Source organism: Nocardioides sp. 1609 (assembly GCF_004522105.1).
Taxonomy (GTDB): domain Bacteria; phylum Actinomycetota; class Actinomycetes; order Propionibacteriales; family Nocardioidaceae; genus Nocardioides.
In genome coordinates this window covers 536,480-554,440 of record NZ_SPUJ01000004.1, presented here as the reverse complement: position 1 = coordinate 554,440, position 17,961 = coordinate 536,480, and the positions used below count along the sequence as shown (strand labels likewise).

At 72.0% G+C, this 17,961-nt stretch carries 18 protein-coding genes; 4 read left to right on the top strand and 14 right to left on the bottom strand.

Going from position 1 to position 17,961, the window contains the following annotated elements; genetic code table 11:
* Positions 1 to 73: 73 nt before the first annotated feature.
* The 9 genes from trmB to E4623_RS12950 all read right to left on the bottom strand — a co-directional run bounded on the left by trmB (position 74) and on the right by E4623_RS12950 (position 9,166).
* Complete coding sequence (trmB, locus tag E4623_RS12990; RefSeq protein WP_134766932.1) at positions 74 to 808, bottom strand: tRNA (guanosine(46)-N7)-methyltransferase TrmB; 735 nt, start codon at positions 806 to 808, stop codon at positions 74 to 76.
* Positions 809 to 830: 22 nt separating this feature from the next.
* The gene (locus E4623_RS12985) at positions 831 to 1,205 is read right to left on the bottom strand and encodes a hypothetical protein (RefSeq protein ID WP_209020657.1); all 375 of its coding nucleotides are present in this window, start codon (positions 1,203 to 1,205) and stop codon (positions 831 to 833) included.
* Between the two features lie 113 nt (positions 1,206 to 1,318).
* Positions 1,319 to 2,512, bottom strand: coding sequence for an elongation factor Tu (tuf, locus tag E4623_RS12980; protein WP_134766931.1), 1,194 nt, complete (start codon positions 2,510 to 2,512; stop codon positions 1,319 to 1,321).
* Between the two features lie 96 nt (positions 2,513 to 2,608).
* Positions 2,609 to 4,723, bottom strand: a complete 2,115-nt coding sequence (gene fusA / locus E4623_RS12975) for an elongation factor G (protein WP_134766930.1) — start codon at positions 4,721 to 4,723, stop codon at positions 2,609 to 2,611.
* A gap of 74 nt (positions 4,724 to 4,797) precedes the next feature.
* A complete protein-coding gene (gene rpsG / locus E4623_RS12970) occupies positions 4,798 to 5,268 on the bottom strand; it encodes a 30S ribosomal protein S7 (protein ID WP_134766929.1) in 471 nt (156 codons plus the stop codon).
* Positions 5,268 to 5,642, bottom strand: coding sequence for a 30S ribosomal protein S12 (gene rpsL, locus E4623_RS12965; RefSeq protein ID WP_134766928.1), 375 nt, complete (start codon positions 5,640 to 5,642; stop codon positions 5,268 to 5,270). The genes rpsG and rpsL overlap by 1 nt, the downstream gene beginning before the upstream one ends.
* Positions 5,643 to 5,843: 201 nt before the next feature.
* A complete protein-coding gene (locus E4623_RS12960; RefSeq protein ID WP_134766927.1) occupies positions 5,844 to 7,139 on the bottom strand; it encodes an MFS transporter in 1,296 nt (431 codons plus the stop codon).
* Between the two features lie 10 nt (positions 7,140 to 7,149).
* Positions 7,150 to 7,599, bottom strand: a complete 450-nt coding sequence (locus E4623_RS12955) for a MarR family transcriptional regulator (protein ID WP_245155060.1) — start codon at positions 7,597 to 7,599, stop codon at positions 7,150 to 7,152.
* A 118-nt stretch (positions 7,600 to 7,717) separates the two neighbouring features.
* The gene (locus tag E4623_RS12950) at positions 7,718 to 9,166 is read right to left on the bottom strand and encodes an NCS2 family permease (RefSeq protein WP_134766925.1); all 1,449 of its coding nucleotides are present in this window, start codon (positions 9,164 to 9,166) and stop codon (positions 7,718 to 7,720) included.
* A 91-nt stretch (positions 9,167 to 9,257) separates the two neighbouring features.
* On the opposite strand from E4623_RS12950, the gene E4623_RS12945 reads away from it, so the two are divergent.
* Positions 9,258 to 9,557: a DUF2530 domain-containing protein gene (locus tag E4623_RS12945; RefSeq protein ID WP_245155059.1), complete on the top strand. Its 300-nt coding sequence runs from the start codon at positions 9,258 to 9,260 to the stop codon at positions 9,555 to 9,557.
* 40 nt (positions 9,558 to 9,597) lie between these two features.
* On the opposite strand, the gene E4623_RS12940 is transcribed toward E4623_RS12945, so the two are convergent.
* Complete coding sequence (locus E4623_RS12940) at positions 9,598 to 10,389, bottom strand: DUF3027 domain-containing protein (RefSeq protein WP_245155058.1); 792 nt, start codon at positions 10,387 to 10,389, stop codon at positions 9,598 to 9,600.
* 90 nt (positions 10,390 to 10,479) lie between these two features.
* Between E4623_RS12940 and E4623_RS12935 the strand changes: the two genes are divergently transcribed.
* Positions 10,480 to 11,940 carry an MFS transporter gene (locus tag E4623_RS12935; protein ID WP_134766923.1) on the top strand — a complete coding sequence of 487 codons (1,461 nt, stop codon included), beginning with the start codon at positions 10,480 to 10,482 and terminating at the stop codon, positions 11,938 to 11,940.
* 62 nt (positions 11,941 to 12,002) lie between these two features.
* Here E4623_RS12935 and E4623_RS12930 read toward each other — a convergent pair whose 3' ends face one another.
* Together E4623_RS12930 and E4623_RS12925 are read right to left on the bottom strand one after the other, a co-directional pair.
* The gene (locus E4623_RS12930) at positions 12,003 to 12,398 is read right to left on the bottom strand and encodes a cold-shock protein (RefSeq protein WP_134766922.1); all 396 of its coding nucleotides are present in this window, start codon (positions 12,396 to 12,398) and stop codon (positions 12,003 to 12,005) included.
* 67 nt (positions 12,399 to 12,465) lie between these two features.
* On the bottom strand, positions 12,466 to 13,086 hold the full coding sequence (locus E4623_RS12925) for an HAD hydrolase-like protein (RefSeq protein ID WP_245155057.1): 621 nt from the start codon (positions 13,084 to 13,086) through the stop codon (positions 12,466 to 12,468).
* 109 nt (positions 13,087 to 13,195) lie between these two features.
* Here E4623_RS12925 and E4623_RS12920 point away from each other — a divergent pair, with 109 nt between their 5' ends.
* Both E4623_RS12920 and E4623_RS12915 read left to right on the top strand, forming a co-directional pair.
* Positions 13,196 to 15,271, top strand: coding sequence for a S8 family serine peptidase (locus E4623_RS12920; protein ID WP_167736604.1), 2,076 nt, complete (start codon positions 13,196 to 13,198; stop codon positions 15,269 to 15,271).
* Complete coding sequence (locus E4623_RS12915) at positions 15,268 to 15,846, top strand: GNAT family protein (RefSeq protein ID WP_167736603.1); 579 nt, start codon at positions 15,268 to 15,270, stop codon at positions 15,844 to 15,846. Before E4623_RS12920 ends, E4623_RS12915 begins: the two co-directional genes overlap by 4 nt.
* A gap of 26 nt (positions 15,847 to 15,872) precedes the next feature.
* Here the strand turns inward: E4623_RS12915 and E4623_RS12910 are convergent, their stop codons facing one another.
* Complete coding sequence (locus E4623_RS12910) at positions 15,873 to 17,489, bottom strand: AMP-binding protein (protein WP_134766919.1); 1,617 nt, start codon at positions 17,487 to 17,489, stop codon at positions 15,873 to 15,875.
* A 32-nt stretch (positions 17,490 to 17,521) separates the two neighbouring features.
* Positions 17,522 to 17,941, bottom strand: a complete 420-nt coding sequence (locus tag E4623_RS12905; RefSeq protein ID WP_209020656.1) for a VOC family protein — start codon at positions 17,939 to 17,941, stop codon at positions 17,522 to 17,524.
* Positions 17,942 to 17,961: the final 20 nt, after the last annotated feature.

The following is a 17,961-nucleotide window of genomic DNA, read 5'->3' as shown; positions in this document are numbered from 1 at the left end:
CGCCCTCCGGTTCCTGCCACCGGACGACGATCCAGGGACACCCGGTGCCCGCCCGGCCGGGAGGTGCGGCCGCTCAGACCCGGCGGTACTCCAGGTCGGTGATGGTGCGGCCCACCGCCAGCCCCTTGCGCTCGAAGCGGGTGACGGGTCGCTCGGGCCAGCGCTCGACGACGCCGCCGGCCAGTGCCGGCTCGGCGTCGAGGACCTCGACCATCTGCTCGGCGTACTCCGCCCAGTCGGTGGCCAGCCGCCAGGGCGCGCCGGGCGCGAGGCGGGCGGCGGCGACGGCGGCGAAGCGCGGCGCGACGAGACGACGCTTGTGGTGCCGGGCCTTGTGCCACGGGTCGGGGAAGAACGTCCAGAGCTCGGCGAGCGACGCCGGCGCCACCCGGTGCTCGAGCAGCCAGGCCGCGTCGACCCCGCAGAACCGCACGTTCCTCAGCCCGGCCTCGGCGGTCCGGCCGAGGGCCTCGGCGACACCGGGGCGCCAGACCTCCAGCGCCAGCACGTTGGTCCCCGGTCGGGACGCCGCCAGCGCCACGGTGGCCTCACCGATGCCCGGTCCGATCTCGACGGCCAGGGGGGCCTCGCGCCCGAACACGTCGGCCCAGGAGAAGTCGGGGGCGTCCACGGCCTCGTCGGGCACGACCCAGGCCTCGTGGTGCGCCTCCCAGGCGGCCGCCTGGCGTGGGGTGAACCGACTGCCCCGGCGCGAGTAGGAGAGCACCTCGCGGACCGTGCGGCCGTCGTCGGTGACCCTCTGGTGCGGGCGGGCCGGAAGTGGCGGTGCGGGTCGTACGTCGTTCACGGGCCCGATTGTCCCAGGGCCGTCACCGCGCCGGTCCGCCGGCTCCGGTCGACGACGACCCCGCGGTCAGGAGCGCGACCAGGACGACCAGCACGATCGCGCCGACGGTGATCAGCGTCGCCACCATCCCGCAGATCCGGCCGGCGTTCGCCGCCGACCGGGCGCCGTAGCGACCGCCCGAGCGGTCGATCTCGGCGATCACCCGGTTTCCCTTGACCCAGGCGACGACGCCCAGGACCTGGCACAGGACGAGGCCCAGGATGCCGAGCACGAGCACGGTCGTCGCCTCGGGGTGCTCGACGGGGGCCGGTGGTGGCCGCCGCCGCTCCGACGACCGGCCGGACGACGTCGGACGTGGCGGGTCGGACCGGTCGTCAGGTCCTCGGTGCTCGCTCATGCCGGCGAGCCTCCCGCCCCGGCGCCCGGCCCAAACCGGGCGGCACGCACGACAGCCCCGGACCGAGGTCCGGGGCTGTCGGGTTGGAGCAGCGGGTCAGTCGACCCGGGGGATCACTTCGTGATCTTGACGACCCGGCCGGCGCCGACGGTGCGGCCACCCTCACGGATCGCGAAACGCAGGCCCTCGTCCATGGCGATCGGCTGGATCAGCTCGACCGACATCTCCGTGTTGTCGCCGGGCATGACCATCTCGGTGCCCTCGGGGAGGGTCACCACGCCGGTCACGTCAGTGGTACGGAAGTAGAACTGCGGGCGGTAGTTGTTGAAGAACGGCGTGTGACGGCCGCCCTCCTCCTTCGAGAGGATGTAGACCGAGGCCTCGAAGTTGGTGTGCGGGGTCGTGGTGCCCGGCTTGATGACGACCATGCCGCGCTCGATGTCCTCGCGCTTGGTGCCACGCAGGAGCAGCCCGACGTTCTCGCCGGCCTGGCCCTCGTCGAGGAGCTTGCGGAACATCTCGACACCGGTGACCGTCGACTTCTGGGCGGTCGTGCGGATGCCGATGATCTCGACCTCCTCGTTGACCTTGACGATGCCACGCTCGATGCGACCGGTGATGACCGTGCCGCGACCGGTGATCGTGAAGACGTCCTCGACGGGCATGAGGAACGGCTTGTCGGTCTCCCGCTCGGGGGTCGGGATGGCCTCGTCGACGGCGTTCATCAGCTCGATGATCGACTCGCCCCACTTCTCGTCGCCCTGGAGCGCCGGGAAGGCAGCCACGCGCACGACGGGGATGTTGTCGCCGTCGAACTCGTAGTCGGAGAGGAGCTCGCGCACCTCCATCTCGACGAGCTCGATGAGCTCCTCGTCGTCGACCATGTCGCACTTGTTGAGCGCGACGACGATCGCCGGCACGCCGACCTGGCGGGCCAGGAGGACGTGCTCCTTGGTCTGCGGCATCGGACCGTCGGTGGCGGCGACCACGAGGATCGCACCATCCATCTGGGCCGCACCGGTGATCATGTTCTTGATGTAGTCCGCGTGACCCGGGCAGTCGACGTGCGCGTAGTGGCGCGCCTCGGTCTGGTACTCGACGTGCGCGATCGAGATCGTGATGCCGCGCTGACGCTCCTCGGGAGCCTTGTCGATGTCCTCGAACGCCGAAGCGGCGTTGAGGTCGGGGTGCTTGTCGTGCAGGACCTTGGTGATCGCCGCGGTCAAGGTCGTCTTGCCGTGGTCGATGTGACCGATCGTGCCGATGTTCACGTGCGGCTTGGTCCGCTCGAACTTCGCCTTAGCCACTGTGGGCTCCTCCTGGTGTGGTTGGTACTTGACTCGTACTGGTGATGTTGCGACCGAGGGTCCCGGACGCGCAGGTCTCTCCTGTGGGAGAGGTGGCTACTCGCCCCGCACCTTCTTGATGATCTCGTCGGCGATGTTCGTGGGAACCTCGGCGTACGAGTCGAACTCCATCGAGTACGAAGCCTGGCCGGAGGTCTTGGACCTCAGGTCGCCAACGTACCCGAACATCTCGGACAGGGGCACAATGGCGTCGATGACCATGTCGCCGTGACGCTCCTCCTGTGCCCTGATCTGGCCACGCCGCGAGTTGATGTCGCCGATGACGGTTCCGAGGAACGTGTCGGGCGTGATCACCTCGACGGCGAAGACGGGCTCGAGGAGCACCGGCTTGGCCATGCGTGCGGCCTCCTTGAAGGCCTGGTTGCCGGCGATCTTGAACGCCAGCTCGGAGGAGTCGACGTCGTGGTAGGCGCCGTCCTCGAGGGTGAACTTGACGTCGACCATCGGGTAGCCGGCGAGGACGCCGAACGCCATGGCGTCCTGGCCGCCCTGGTCGACCGAGGGGATGTACTCCTTGGGCACGCGACCACCGGAGGTGGCGTTGACGAACTCGTAGCCCGCACCGACGCCGGTCTCGGGGTCGATGTTGGGGCCGAGCGAGACGACGACCTTCGCGAACTGGCCGGAGCCACCGGTCTGCTTCTTGTGCGTGTAGGAGTGCTTGAGGACGTCCTTGCGCAGGGTCTCGCGGTAGGCGACCTGCGGCTTGCCGACGGTCGCCTCGACGCGGAACTCGCGCTTCATCCGGTCGACGAGGATCTCGAGGTGCAGCTCGCCCATGCCGGCGATGATCGTCTGACCGGTCTCCTCGTCCGCCTTGACGGTGAAGGTGGGGTCCTCGTCGGACAGCCGCTGGATGGCGGTGCCGAGCTTCTCCTGGTCGCTCTTGGTCTTGGGCTCGATCGCGACCTCGATCACCGGGGCCGGGAACGTCATCGACTCGAGGATCACCTGGTGCTGCGGGTCGGACAGGGTGTGCCCGGTCTTGGTGTCCTTGAGACCCATGACGGCCACGATCTGACCGGCGCCGACCGACTCGATCTCCTCACGCTTGTTGGCGTGCATCTGGTAGACCTTGCCGATCCGCTCCTTGCGGCCGTTGACCGAGTTGACCACGGTCGCGCCGGCGACGAGCTTGCCGGAGTAGACGCGGACGTAGATCAGCTTGCCGAGGTGCGGGTCGGTGGCGATCTTGTAGGCCAGGCCCGAGAAGGGCTCGTCGTCGGACGGCTGCCGGCGGATCTCCTTCTCCTCGTCGCGCGGGTCGTGACCGATGATCGCGTCGATGTCGAGCGGGCTCGGCAGGAACTTCACGACGGCGTCGAGCAGGGGCTGGACGCCCTTGTTCTTGAACGCGGTGCCGCACAGGACCGGGTTGAGCTTGTCGGCCAGCGTCGCCTTGCGGATGGCGGCCTCGAGCTCCTCGACGGTGAAGACGTCGCCCTCGTCGAGGTAGCGCTCCATGATCTCGTCGTCGGTCTCGGCGACGGTCTCGACGAGCTTCTCGCGGTACTCCGCGGCCTGCTCGGCGAGGTCGGCCGGGATCTCCTCGACCTCGTAGTCCTCACCGATCTTGGTCTCGCCGCGCCACACGAGCGCGCGCATGCCGACCAGGTCGACGACCCCGAGGAAGTCGGACTCGGCGCCGATGGGCAGCTGCAGCACCAGCGGGGTGGAGTTGAGGCGCTCGACCATCATGTCGACGCAGCGGAAGAAGTCGGCGCCGGTGCGGTCGAGCTTGTTGACGAAGCACATGCGCGGCACGGAGTACTTGTTGGCCTGGCGCCAGACCGTCATGGTCTGCGGCTCCACGCCGGCGACACCGTCGAACACCGCGACCGCGCCGTCGAGGACGCGCAGCGAGCGCTCGACCTCGGCAGTGAAGTCGACGTGACCGGGGGTGTCGATGATGTTGATCTGGTGGTCCTTCCACCAGCAGGTCGTCGCGGCGGACGTGATGGTGATGCCGCGCTCCTGCTCCTGCTCCATCCAGTCCATCGTCGCTGCGCCCTCGTGGACTTCACCGATCTTGTAGCTGATGCCGGTGTAGAAGAGGATGCGCTCGGTCGTCGTGGTCTTGCCCGCGTCGATGTGGGCCATGATGCCGATGTTGCGAACGACGTTCAGGTCGGTCGTGATGTTGACAGCCACTTGCGTCAGCGTTCCTTAGAGGTCGAGAGGGACTGGTGGGGCAGGGGCGTCGCACGCGACGCCCCTGCCACGCATCACCAGCGGTAGTGGGCGAAGGCCTTGTTGGACTCGGCCATCTTGTGGGTGTCCTCGCGCTTCTTCACCGCGGCACCGAGGCCGTTGGAGGCGTCGAGGATCTCGTTCATCAGCCGCTCGTGCATCGTCTTCTCGCGACGGTCGGCGGCGTAGCCGACGAGCCAGCGCAGCGCGAGCGTGGTGCCGCGCGTGCCCTTGACCTCGATCGGGACCTGGTAGGTCGCGCCACCGACGCGGCGGGACTTGACCTCGATGGCCGGCTTCACGTTCTCCAGCGCACGCTTGAGCGTGACGACCGGGTCGGTGCCGTTCTTCTCGCGGCAGCCCTCGAGGGCGGTGTAGACGATGCGCTGGGCGACCTGCTTCTTGCCGTCCTGGAGCACCTTCGAGACGAGCTGGGAGACGAGCTGCGACCCGTAGACTGGGTCGATGTCGATCGGCCGCTTGGGGGCGGGACCCTTGCGGGGCATTAGCTCTTCTCCTTCTTGGCGCCGTACTTGCTGCGGCCCTGCTTGCGGTTCTTGACGCCCTGGGTGTCGAGCGAGCCGCGGATGATCTTGTAGCGGACACCGGGGAGGTCCTTCACCCGGCCACCGCGCACGAGCACGATGGAGTGCTCCTGGAGGTTGTGGCCCACGCCCGGGATGTAGGCCGTGACCTCGACGCCGCTGGACAGGCGCACACGGGCGACCTTGCGCAGGGCGGAGTTCGGCTTCTTCGGGGTGGTGGTGTAGACGCGGGTGCACACACCGCGTCGCTGGGGCGATTCCTTCAGGGCAGGCGTCTTGTTCTTGGACACCTTGTCCTGGCGGCCCTTGCGGACCAACTGCTGAATGGTGGGCACCTGGTGGTTCCCTTTCGGTCTACTCTCGGTGCCCGGCGACCTGCCGGGCACGGTGATGTTGCGATGAAGATCGTGCCGTGGAGCACGGCCCTGACCCGCATCGGGCATCGGGTGGGCGCGCGGGGTGCCGGAGACTCCGAGCACCAAGGGTCAAGGCTACCGGCCGCGCTCAGGCAGGACAAATCAACCGGGCAGGCCCGCTCAGCTCGCCTGGACGGACTCCGGGACGGCGTCCTCGAGCGGGCGCTCCTCGCGTCGGCGCACCTCGGCGAGCAGCCCGCGCCACCCGCCGGTGAGGCGGGCGTACACCGCGACCGCCACGACCACGCCGACGAGGGTCAGGACGCCGCCGGCCGCGAAGGTCCACCGCGCCCCGAACCGCTCCCCCACGTAGCCGATGATGGGCGAGCCGATCGGCGTGCCGCCCATCACGATCGTCATGTAGAGCGCCATCACCCGTCCCCGCAGCTCCGGGGCCGCGGTCAGCTGCATCATCGCGTTGGCCGAGTTCAGCATGGTGAGGGTGGCGAGCCCGATCAGCGGCACGAACAGCGCGAACGACAGGTACGTCGGCAGCGTCGAGGCCACCACCAGCGCCACGCCGAACCCGACGGCCGAGCCGAGCAGCAGGCGCAGCCGGATCCGGACGCGGCGGGCGGACATCAGCGCGCCGGCCAACGACCCGACCGCCACGGCCGACCCGAGCACGCCGAACTCGCCCGCACCCTTGCCGAACGTCTCGGTGGCCATCAGCGCGGAGGTGACCTGGAAGTTCATCCCGAAGGTGCCGGCGAAGAAGACCACGATGAGGATCAGCACCATCCGGGGCTGGCTGCGGACGTACCGCACCCCTTCCAGCAGGGCTCCCGGTCGCCGCCCGGTCGGCTTGGGCGTGTGCAGCTGGGCCAGGTCCATCCGCTGGAGCTGGGCGATGATCGCGAGGTAGGACACCGCGTTGACCAGGATCACCCAGCCGGTGGCCCGCGACCCGTCGCCGAGTGCGTGGATCAGGAGCCCGGCCAGCGCCGGGCCGAGGATCCGCGCGAGGTTGAACGAGGCGGAGTTGAGGCCGACGGCGTTCGTCAGCTCGTCGGGCTCGACCATCTCGGAGACGAACGACTGTCGCGCCGGGGCGTCGAAGGCCGACCCGATGCCGAAGGCGAACGCGATCGCGTAGACGTGCCACGTCTGGGCCGCACCGGTGACGGCGAGGACGCCGAGCAGCAGGCTGGCCAGCGCCATCGTGGCCTGGGTGACCTGCAGCAGCCGGCGCTTCGGGAACCGGTCGGCGATGACGCCGGCGTACGGGGAGAGGAGCAGCACCGGCAGGAACTGCAGGCCGGTGGTGATGCCGAGCGCCGTGCCGCCGCCGCCGAGGGTCAGGACCAGCCAGTCCTGGGCGATGCGCTGCATCCAGGTGCCGGTGTTGGAGACCAGCGTGCCGGCGACGTAGAGCCGGTAGTTGTGGTTGCGGAGGGCGCGGAAGGTGGGGCTCATGCAGTCGTGCTCATTCAGTCGTGGCCAGTCTTTCCAGGATCGGGGCGGCGGCGCGGAGGACGGCGCGCTCGTCGGGGGTCAGGTCGCGCAGCCGGCGGGCCAGCCACTCGTCGCGGCGGCGCCGGTCGGCCAGCAGCGTGGTGCGGCCGCTGTCGGTCAGGGCGACGACGACCTGGCGCCCGTCGGTCTCGTGGGCGCGCCGGGTGACGTAGCCGTCGCGCTCGAGGCAGTTGACGGTGCGGGTCATGCTCGGCGGCTGCACCCGCTCGTGCGCCGCGAGCTCACCGACGGCCAGGTCGCCGTTGCGGTAGAGCGCGCCGAGCACCGCCATCGCGTTCATGCTCAGCTCGTTGTCGGGGTGCCGCTCGTTGGCGAGACGCCGACGCAGGCGCATCACCGAGATGCGCAGCTCGGACGCGAGCCCGGCATCGGTGCGGGCGACCTTCTGGACGGTGGGCATGTCGTTAGCATAACTCATTACCCTTGCTAAGCATTCCGGCCCGAGCTTGGTCGCGCACCACCGGAGGTTGAGCGAGCGAGCGCCAGCGAGCGCCGACGCTGCGCACCCAGGACCCTCGTCAGGTCAACAGGTCGGTGAGGGGGTTGATGGCGAAGTACAGGACGAACAGCCCCGCGACGACCCAGAGGATCGGGCCGACCTGGGAGGCCTTGCCCAGCACGACCTTGAGGAGCACGTAGGTCAGGAAGCCGGCCCCGATGCCGACCGAGATCGAGTAGGTGAAGGGCATCAGGACGATGGTGAGGAACGCCGGGAGGGCGATCTCGAGGTCGGTCCAGTCGATGTCGGTGACCTGCTGCATCATCAGGAAGCCGACCAGGACCAGCGCCGGGACGGCCGCCTCCGAGGGGATCACGGCCACGACCGGGGCGATGAAGATGGTCAGCAGGAAGCACAGCCCGGTGACGACCGAGGCCAGTCCGGTGCGGGCGCCCTCGCCGACGCCGGACGCCGACTCGATGTAGGAGGTGTTCGAGGAGACGCCGCCCAGGCCACCGGCGGCAGCGGCGATCGAGTCGACGACGAGGATCTTCTGGGTGTTGGGCGGCATCGCGTCCTCGTCGAGCAGCCCGGCCTCGGCGCCGACCGCGGTCATCGTGCCGAGCGTGTCGAAGAAGTCGGCGAGCAGCAGCGTGAACACGAACAGCAGCGCCACCACGACGCCGGCCCGGTCGAAGCCGCCCAGCAGGTTGAACTCGCCCAGCGTGCCGAAGTCGGGCCCGCTCCACTCGTCCGGGAACGACGGCACGGTGAGCATCCAGCCGGTCGGGCTGTCGGCGCCGAACTTCCCGATCGCCTCGACCACGATGGCGAGCACCGTGGTCGCCACGATCGTGATCAGGATGGCGCCCGGCACCTTGCGCACCCACAGCGCGACCAGCAGGAGCAGGCCGAGCGCGAAGACGAGCACGGGCCAGCCGTCGAGCTGGCCGGTCTGACCGAGCTGGACGGGCACGGAGGTGTTGGCGACGTCCGGGATGCGCTGCACGAAGCCGGCGTCCACGAAGCCGATCAGCGCGATGAACAGACCGATGCCGACCGAGATCGCGACCTTCAGCTGCTTGGGGACGGCGTGGAAGACGGCCTCCCGGAACCCGGTGAGCACCAGCACCAGGATCACCACGCCCTCGATCACGACCAGGCCCATCGCGTCGGCCCAGGTCATCTGCGTCGCGACGGAGAAGGCGAGGAACGCGTTGAGCCCGAGGCCGGAGGCGATGGCGAGCGGGAAGTTCGCGACGGCGCCCATCAGGATCGACATCACCCCGGCGACCAGCGCCGTGCCGGCCGCGATGGCCGCGATGTTGGGTTCCGAGCCGCCCCCGAGGAACTTGCCGTCCGCGTCGACGGCGTAGCCGAGGATCAGCGGGTTGAGGACGACGATGTAGGCCATCGTGAAGAAGGTGACCACGCCGCCGCGGACCTCGCGCCCCACCGTGGAGCCGCGCTCGGAGATCTTGAAGTAGCCGTCGAGGCCCGGGGCAGTGGTGGCGTGCTTCTCGCTCATGGCGGCAGGATGCCAGCCGCCGGCCGCACCCGTGCACGGTGTCCGGCCCCGGGCCACGCTCGAGGTCCGGGTTCGGAGGTACGGTGACGGGGTGGAGTTCCGTGACGACCAGCCGATGAAGCACGAGATCGGCAACCGGACCTACCTGCTCGCCGACGTCGAGCCGCTCGACCCCGACGGCGTCCGCAGCGTCGAGGTCGGCACCGCGGTGTTCTTCCTCGGCTTCCTGGCGCTGCTGCCGTTCTACGGCCGGCTCGAGGAGAACGGCCAGCAGTGGTGGCTGTGGACCTGCCTGGTCGGCATGGGCCTCGGCCTGCTCGGCCTCGAGGTCTGCCGGCGCCGCCGCCGGGCCCGCCAGGAACGCGACGCCGCGGAGCCGGCCGCCGGCTAGCAGCCCGGCGACGGGCCTCGACCCGAGGGTCGACCTGTGGCTAGAAGCTCTCGAACTCGTCGCGGCTGAGGGTGTCGAAGACGTGGTCGGGCATCGGCAGCGGCTCGAACTTCTTGGCCAGGCGCACCTCGGAGTGCGCTCCGCAGCCGTGCTGGAAGGCGACCACGCGGCCGTCGTCGTTGGCGTCGCCGTTGGCGCAGACGCCGAACGTCTCGGCCAGGGGGCCGGCCAGGCGGAGCAGGAAGCCGCAGCTCGAGCAGGGCTCGGGCGCGGCCTGCGCGACCGGGGAGTCGGGACCGGCGTCGCCCTCGTACCAGCGCTGGACGGCGAGGTCGCGCCCCTCCGGCGAGAGCGTGCGGACCCGGCCGAGGCCGAGGTCCTGGGCGACCTGGCGGACCTGGGCCTTGTCGTCGGCGTCGAGCGGGTCGTCGCCGAAGGAGTACGTCGGCACCAGGCGCGGGTCGTCGTCGTCGACCGGGAGGAGGTCGCCCGGCGACATGTCGCCCGGCAGGATCCGCTCGCGGTAGGGAACCCAGGCGGGGGCGGTGATGGCGCTCGACCCGGGGAGCAGCACGACCTCGGCGACGGTGATCTGCTTCTGGCGGTAGGCCCGGACGACGGTGACGGCCCAGCGCCAGCCGACGTACCCGGGGCGCCGGCACTCGAAGAGGTGGGTGACGGTCCGCTCGGCCTCGACCTCGGCCTCGACGCCGAGGTGGTCGCCGACCTCGGAGGCGGGCACCTCCTCGACCAGGGCCGACCGCGCGACGTCGACGGCCTTGGCCGCGACGCTGTCGGGCTGCAGGGTCACCAGGGTCGTGGACGGGGTCACGGTCGCAAGCATGACTGATCGGGGGCGCCGATGTCAGGTCGGGGCGGGTCTGCCGCGTGGGGGGCGCCCCGAACAGGCAGGATGTGGCGCATGACCTCCGGCCCCCCCGACCACGGGAGCGACCACCCGAACGCCGACCGGGCCCGGGCGGTCGGCCAGGGGCTGGGCACCGGCGCCAAGGTGACCGCGCGCGGGGTGCGGGCCACCGCCCGCGTCGGCGGTCGCTTCGGCAAGTACGCGGTCGGGCAGGCCAAGCGGGCCGCGAACGCCCAGGGGGCCGAGAAGTCCGGGCTGAACCGGCTCATCTACCTGCACGCCGCCAACGCGGCCGGCGACGCCGCGGTCGCGATCTCGCTGGCGACCACGGTGTTCTTCGCCGGGGCCACCAGCGAGGCCCGCGGACAGGTCGCGCTGTTCCTCGGCCTGACGATGCTGCCGTTCGCCGTCGTCGCGCCGCTGATCGGGCCGTTCCTCGACAGGTTCAGCCACGGGCGCCGGTGGGCCATCGGGTCGACGTTCGCGATCCGGGCGTTCCTGTGCTGGGTGCTCGCCGGCGCGGTGGCGGCCGAGTCGGCGCTGCTCTACCCCGCCGCGCTCGGCGTCCTGGTCTCCTCCAAGGCGTACGGCGTCACGCGCGCCGCCGCCATCCCCCGGCTGCTGCCGGAGGACTTCACCCTCGTCAAGGCCAACGGCCGGGTCTCGCTCGCGGGGCTGGTGGGCGGAGCGATCTCGGCGCCGCTGGCCGGCGGCGCCGCCTACCTCGGCGCCCAGTGGTCGCTGCGCTACGCGTTCCTGGTCTTCGTGGTCGGCACCGTCGCGGCGATCCTGCTGCCGGCCAAGGTCGACTCGAGCGAGGGCGAGCAGGCGGTGTCGCTGCGCGAGCCCGGGCCGGGCGAGCCGCGCCGTGGCACGCAGATACCCTCCCAGGTCGCCTACGCGCTGCGCGCCAACTGCGGCCCGCGCTGGCTCTCGGGCTTCCTCACCATGTACATGGCGTTCCTGCTGCGCGACAAGCCGCTCGACGGGTGGGAGGACCGCCAGACGATCCTGCTCGGCATCGTCATCGGCGGGGCGGCCGCCGGCAACGCGATCGGGATCTTCCTGGCCTCGGTCCTCAAGCGGATCAACCCGGCGGTCACCGTCACCGTCGCGCTGCTGGCCGACGCCGCCATGGTGCTGACCGGCGCCCTCTTCTACGGCGTCGTCGCGCTCGCCGGCCTCGGCCTGGTCGCGGGGCTGGCGCAGTCGTTGGCGAAGGTCTCGCTCGACTCCACCATCCAGAGCGGGGTGCCGGTCCACGTGCAGGCCAGCGCCTTCGCCCGCAGCGACACCACGCTGCAGCTGGCGTGGGTGATCGGCGGGTTCGTCGGCATCGCGCTGCCCCAGATCCCCCGGCTCGGGCTCGGCGTCGCGCTCGCCGTCCTCGTCGCGTGGACGCTGTTCGTGCTGTCGTCGACGCCGCGCGGAGGACGTCGTCCGGCCGGTCCGCCCCCGCCCCCCGCGGCTGCCGCCGGGCCCGGTGCCGGGTCGGTCTCGCTCGAGAAGGACTGACGCCGCGGCCGCTCGCACCCGCCGGCGTGCTCCCGGTCGACGGGGCGCCGACCTGCGCCCGGCTAGAGCTCCAGCTCGTCGGCGAGGACCCGCAACAGCTTCGCGACCGGTGCGGCCGCCTTGCCGTCGGGGTGCCGTCCGTGCCGGTAGGCCTCACCCATGCCGTCGAGCAGGCGGATCAGGTCCTCCACGATCGGGACCATCTCCTCGGGGCTCTTGCGTCGCGCCTGCGACTGGTTGCGCGAGACGGAGGCGGGCTTCTCGAGCAGCCGCACCTGGAGCGCCTGGTCGCCCTTGCGCCCCTGGGCGATGCCGAACTCGACGCGGGCGCCGGGCTTGAGGGCCGTCGTGCCGGCCGGGAGCGCGTCGGCGTGCACGTAGACGTCGGGGCCGCTCTCCTGGGACAGGAAGCCGAAGCCCTTGTCGACGTCGTACCACTTCACCTTGCCGTTCGGCACTGCTCTCGCCTGCTCCCTCTGCCCGGACGGGCCGATCCTGCCCGAGGTCCCTCGAGCGAGCGTCACCCTATGCCACGTGCGCGTCGAGCCACGACGGGAAATCGCGCAGGTCGTCGAGGACGACGTGCGTGCCCGCGTCGAGCAGCTCCTCGCGGCTGCAACCGCCTGTCAGCACCGAGACGCTGAGCGCGTCGGCGGCCAGCGCGCCCTCGACGTCGTGGACGTGGTCGCCGACGTAGATCGAGGCGCCCTCGCGGCGCAGCGCGGCCGCCTTGCCGACGCCCCACACCCACCCCTCGAGGACGTCGACCTCGACGCCGAGGTGGTCCAGGTGCAGTCGGGCGTTGGGTTCGTACTTGCCGGTGACGACGACGACCTTGCCGCCGTGGCGCCGGACGGCGGCCAGGGCGTCGGCCGCGCCGGCGAGCAGCGGCACCGACGCCACGGCGTGCTCCGGGTAGAGCGCGCGGAACCGGTCGCCGGCCGACGCGAGGTCGTCGGCGGGCAGGTACGGCGCCAGGACGACGTCCAGCGGCGGGCCGAGGACGGCGGTCATCGCCTCGACGGGGAAGGTCACGCCCAGCTCGGCGCCCAGCGCGGTGAGCACCGAGGTGAACCCCGGGACCGTGTCGATGAGGGTCATGTCGAGGTCGAACCCGACGACGAGCGGGTCGTGGGGAGCGGTCACCGGACCAGGGTAGGAGACCGGCGGGAGGACCGGCCCCGTGCGTCGGACGCCCGGGTGGGCCACAATGGACGGCTCGACCACCAGGACACGACGAGGGCGGGGGGACGACGTGACGGAGCGACGACGGCGCCGGCGCTCCACGGTGCGCGCCACCGCCCTGTGTGGCGCGCTCCTGGCCACCCTGCTCGTCCGGCCCGACGGCGGTGCCGCGGCGGCCTCCTCTCAGTCCCCCGCGGAGGCCGCGCCGGGCACCGCGCTCTACCTCGTCACGCTGCAGCCGGACGTCGACCAGGACGACGTCCTCGACGCCCTCGCCCTCCCCGACCCGGTCTACCGCTGGCATACCGCCCTGAACGGCTTCGCCGTCCGGCTCGACGCCGAGCGCGCCGCCGACGTCGACGCCCTGACCGAGGTCGTCTCGGTCGAGGCCGACGAGGTGCGCGCGATGGCGTCGGCGCCGGCGCTGCCGCCGTCGGGCCGGTTCGGCGACGGTCCGACCACCGGCGGGTCGGGCGTCGTGATCGGCCTGGTCGACAGCGGCCTGGCGCCCGACAGCCCGCTCTTCGCCCAGCGCACGGCCGCGCGGCGTCCGGCCGGCTTCGACGGCGACTGCGCGGTGGCCGGCGACTGGGTCGCCGCGGAGTGCAACGGCAAGGTGGTCGCGGCCCGCTGGTACGTCGACGGGTTCGGCACCGACCGGCTCCGCGCCGCGAGCACGCTGTCGCCGCGCGACTCCGACGGCCACGGCACCCAGATGGCCTCGGTCGCCGCGGGCAACCCCGGCGTCCCGGTCGAGGTCGGTGGCGAGCGCCTCGGCGACTTCGGCGGCATGGCGCCCGACGCGAGCCTGGCCGTCTACAAGGCCTGCTGGAGCGCCCCCGATCCCGCCGACGACGGCTGCTCCACCGCCGACGTGGTCACCGCGGTCGACGACGCCACCCGCGACGGCGTCGACGTGCTGAGCCTGGCGGTCGGGGGGCCCGGTGTGCTCGACACCGTCGAGCGCGCCCTGCTCGGGGCCACCGAGGCCGGGGTCGTCGTGGTCGCCGCCGCCGGCAACGACGGCGCGGGTGCGACCGCCCACTCCTCCCCCTGGGTCACCACCGTCGGCGCCACCACCGGGGAGGCCCGGCGCGGCCGGGTGCTGCTCCCCGGTGTCGGAGCCGTCGGCGGCGCGATGCTCGCCCGGACGACGGTCGGCCCGGCACGCGTCGTGCGCGCCGTCGACGTCGCCGCGGCCGGCGCCCGGCGTGCGGAGGCCCGCTACTGCACCCCCGGCAGCCTCGACGCCGCCCGCGTGGGCGGCGTCGTCGTGGTCTGCGACCGCGGCCGGGTCGGGCGCGTCGACAAGTCCCGCGCCGTCGCGCTCGCCGACGGCGCCGGGATGGTGCTGCTCAACCGCAGCGCCGGCTCCGTCGACGCCGACGTCCACAGCGTGCCGACCGTGCACCTGCCGGTCCGCCACGCCCGCACCCTGCTCCGGTGGCTGCGCAGCCACCCGACCGGCCGCGTCACCCTCACCTCGAGCGGCGTCGCCGAGCGGCGGGTCCGGGTGGCCGACTTCTCGGCGTCCGGGGCCGGCAGCGGCGTCCTGAAGCCCGACGTCGTCGCCCCCGGCACCGGCGTGCTCACCGCGGTCCCCGGCGGCGAGGGCTGGACCTTCACCACCGGCACGTCGGTCGCCACCGCCCACACGGCCGGCGTGGCCGCCGTCCTGCTGGGCGACGGGATGCGTCCCGCCGAGGTCCGCTCGGCGCTGGTCACCTCGGCCCGCCCCGTGTCCCGCACCTCGGTGCTGCGCAGCGGCGCCGGCCTCGTGCAGCCCGACCGGGCCGGCCGGCCCGGCCTGGCCTACCTCGTGCCGCCCCGGGCCTACCGGTCCTGGCTCGACGGCCGGCGCACCGACCTCAACGCCCCCACCCTCGTCCTCGCCGACGGCGACCGCGTGGCTCGGCGCACGATCACCAACGTCACCGGACGGCGGCTCTACTTCTCGTCGTCGGCGCGCGGGTTCCGCCGTGACGTCAGCGTGCGCCCGGCCGCCGTCCGCCTGGGCCGCGGCGAGAGCGTCACGTTCACCGTGCGCGTGTCCGGACCCGGCCGGGGCCGCCTCGACGACGGCTTCGTCGTCTGGCGCGGCGCCTCCGGCACGGTCACCCGGCTGCCCGTCGGGATCACCCGGTGACCGCGCCGCCGCTCCCGCTGCGCACCGAGCGACTGGTGCTGCGCAGCGCGGTCGAGTCCGACGTCGAGGCCCTGGTGGCCTACCGCGGCGACCCCGAGGTGTGCCGCTGGCTGCCGTTCGACCCGCAGGGCGAGGACGCCGTCCGCGAGCGGGTGGCGGCCTGGCACCGGAACCTGACCACCGACCCCGCCGCCGACCCGGACGCCGACTGGGCCCTCACGCTCGTCGCCGACCACGCCGGCGTCGTCGTCGGCGACGTCATGCTGCGACTAAAGGGCGAGGCCCGGCGCTCGATCGCCGAGATCGGCTACGTCTTCCACCCCGGTCACGGCGGCAGGGGGCTGGCCACCGAGGCGGCCCGGGCCGTCACCGACCTGGCCTTCGACCACTTCGGCTGCCACCGCGTCTACGCCAACCTAGACCCCCGCAACGACGCCTCCGCCCGCCTCTGCGAGCGGCTCGGCATGCGGCACGAGGCGCACCTGCGCCGCGACTGGTGGGACGACGGCACCGGCGAGTGGACCGACTCCGCGATCTACGGCCTGCTGCGCGAGGAGTGGAGCCTCGCGCGCTGACGTCGACGCCGTCCGCGGGCGGCGCCTCAGCCCAGCCCGAGCTCGGCCGTCGACCTCGCGCGCATCTCGACCTTGCGCACCTTGCCGGTGACGGTCATCGGGAACTCGTCGACGACCAGCACGTAGCGCGGGATCTTGTAGTGCGCCAGGCGGTCGGTGGCGAAGGCGCGGACGGCGTCCGCGTCGAGCGGGTCGGCCCCCGCGCGCATCCGGATCCACGCGCAGAGCTCCTCGCCGTACCGCTCGTCGGGGACGCCGACGACCTGGACGTCCTCGATGTCGTCGTGCTGGAAGAGGAACTCCTCGATCTCGCGGGGGTAGATGTTCTCGCCGCCGCGGATCACCATGTCCTTGATCCGTCCGACGATCACGCAGTAGCCGTCCTCGCGCATCACCGCGAGGTCGCCGGTGTGCATCCAGCCGTCGGCGTCGACCGCCTCGGCGGTCTTGTCGGGGTCGTCCCAGTAGCCCGTCATCACCGAGTAGCCGCGGGTGCAGAGCTCGCCGGTGGTGTCGCGCTCGACGGTCTCGCCGCTCACCGGGTCGACCACCTTGATCTCGACGTGCGGGTGGACCCGCCCGATGGTCGTCGTGCGCCGGTCGAGGTCGTCGTCGGCGCGGGTCTGGCACGACACCGGGGACGTCTCGGTCATCCCGTAGGCGATCGACACCTCCGCCATGTGCATGTCGTCGATGCAGCGTCGCATCACCTCGACCGGGCAGATCGAGCCGGCCATGATCCCGCTCCGCAACGACGACAGGTCGCGCTCGCCGAACGACGCGGCGCCCTGCATCGCGATGAACATCGTCGGGACGCCGTACAGCACCGTGCACCGCTCGTCCTCCACGGCGCGCAGCGTCGCCTCCGGGTCGAACGCCGGGCCGGGGATCACCATCGTCGCGCCGTGGCTGGTGCAGCCGAGGTTCGCCATCACCATCCCGAAGCAGTGGTAGAACGGCACCGGGATGCAGAGCCGGTCGGTGTGGGTCAGCCCGATCGTCTCGGTCGTGAAGTAGCCGTTGTTGAGGATGTTGCGGTGGCTCAGCGTCGCGCCCTTGGGGTAGCCGGTCGTGCCCGACGTGTACTGGATGTTGATCGGGTCGGACGGCGACAGCCCGGCCCGCCGCGCGGCCATCGTCTCCTCGGCGACGTCCTCGCCCGCCGCCACCAGCCCGGCCCAGTCGTCGGTGTCGACGAAGACCGTGCGCTCCAGTCGCGGGCAGTCGCCGCGGACGGCGTCGACCATGGAGCGGTAGTCGCTGGTCTTGAACGCCGAGGCGGCCAGCAGCAGCCGCATCCCGCTCTGGTTGACGGCGTAGGCGAGCTCGTGGGTGCGGTAGGCCGGGTTGACGTTCACCAGGACGACGCCGACGTCGGCGCAGGCGTACTGCGCGATCGTCCACTCGGCGCAGTTGGGCGACCAGATCCCGACCCGGTCGCCGACGTCCAGGCCGGCTGCGACGAGCCCCCGCGCGACGGCGTCGACGTCGCGGGCCAGCTCGGCCCAGGTCCAGCGCCGACCGGTGGCCACCTCGACCAGCGCCTCCCGGTCCGGCCAGGACGCGACGGTGCGCGCCAGGTTGGCGCCGATGGTCTCGTCGAGAAGCGGCTGGTCGGTCTCCCCGCGGGCGTAGGACTGCATGGGGAGAACGTAACCCGCGTCACGCGGTGCGGTCAGTGCTGCGCGACGAGGAGGCAGAACGGGTGGCCGGCCGGGTCGGCCAGCACGAGGAGCGGCTCGTCGTCGTCGTCGGTGCGGTCGAGCAGCACCGTCGCGCCGAGGTCCTCGGCCCGTCGACCGTGCCGCTCCAGCGCCTCGGCGTCGGGGACCCGGAAGTCGTGGTGCATCTGCTTCGGGACGTCGTCCGTGGGCCAGGTGGCCCGCTCGAGGCGCCCGACGCGCTGCACCGCGAGCACCCGGCGACCGGCCTCGTCGAGGAGCACGAGCCAGTCGGCGTCGTCGTCGGGCGCCCCGGCGGCCGGCTCGTCACCCGGCCGGTAGCGCAGACCGAGGAGGCGTCGGTAGAACTCCGCGAGCCCGCGGGCGTCCACCGCGTCGATCGCGGTGTGCATCAGGACGGGGTGGTCGGCCACGCCCTCACCGTACGTCGGCG

What these genes read in the sequence shown, in the direction of transcription:
- rpsG (WP_134766929.1), bottom strand. Translation starts at nt 5,268, where the DNA reads ATGCCCCGCAAGGGTCCCGCCCCCAAGCGGCCGATCGACATCGACCCA.
- E4623_RS12955 (WP_245155060.1), bottom strand. Translation starts at nt 7,599, where the DNA reads ATGCCCACCGTCCAGAAGGTCGCCCGCACCGATGCCGGGCTCGCGTCC.
- E4623_RS12910 (WP_134766919.1), bottom strand. Translation starts at nt 17,489, where the DNA reads ATGCAGTCCTACGCCCGCGGGGAGACCGACCAGCCGCTTCTCGACGAG.
- E4623_RS12950 (WP_134766925.1), bottom strand. Translation starts at nt 9,166, where the DNA reads ATGAGCGAGAAGCACGCCACCACTGCCCCGGGCCTCGACGGCTACTTC.
- E4623_RS12985 (WP_209020657.1), bottom strand. Translation starts at nt 1,205, where the DNA reads ATGAGCGAGCACCGAGGACCTGACGACCGGTCCGACCCGCCACGTCCG.
- E4623_RS12935 (WP_134766923.1), top strand. Translation starts at nt 10,480, where the DNA reads ATGACCTCCGGCCCCCCCGACCACGGGAGCGACCACCCGAACGCCGAC.
- E4623_RS12960 (WP_134766927.1), bottom strand. Translation starts at nt 7,139, where the DNA reads ATGAGCCCCACCTTCCGCGCCCTCCGCAACCACAACTACCGGCTCTAC.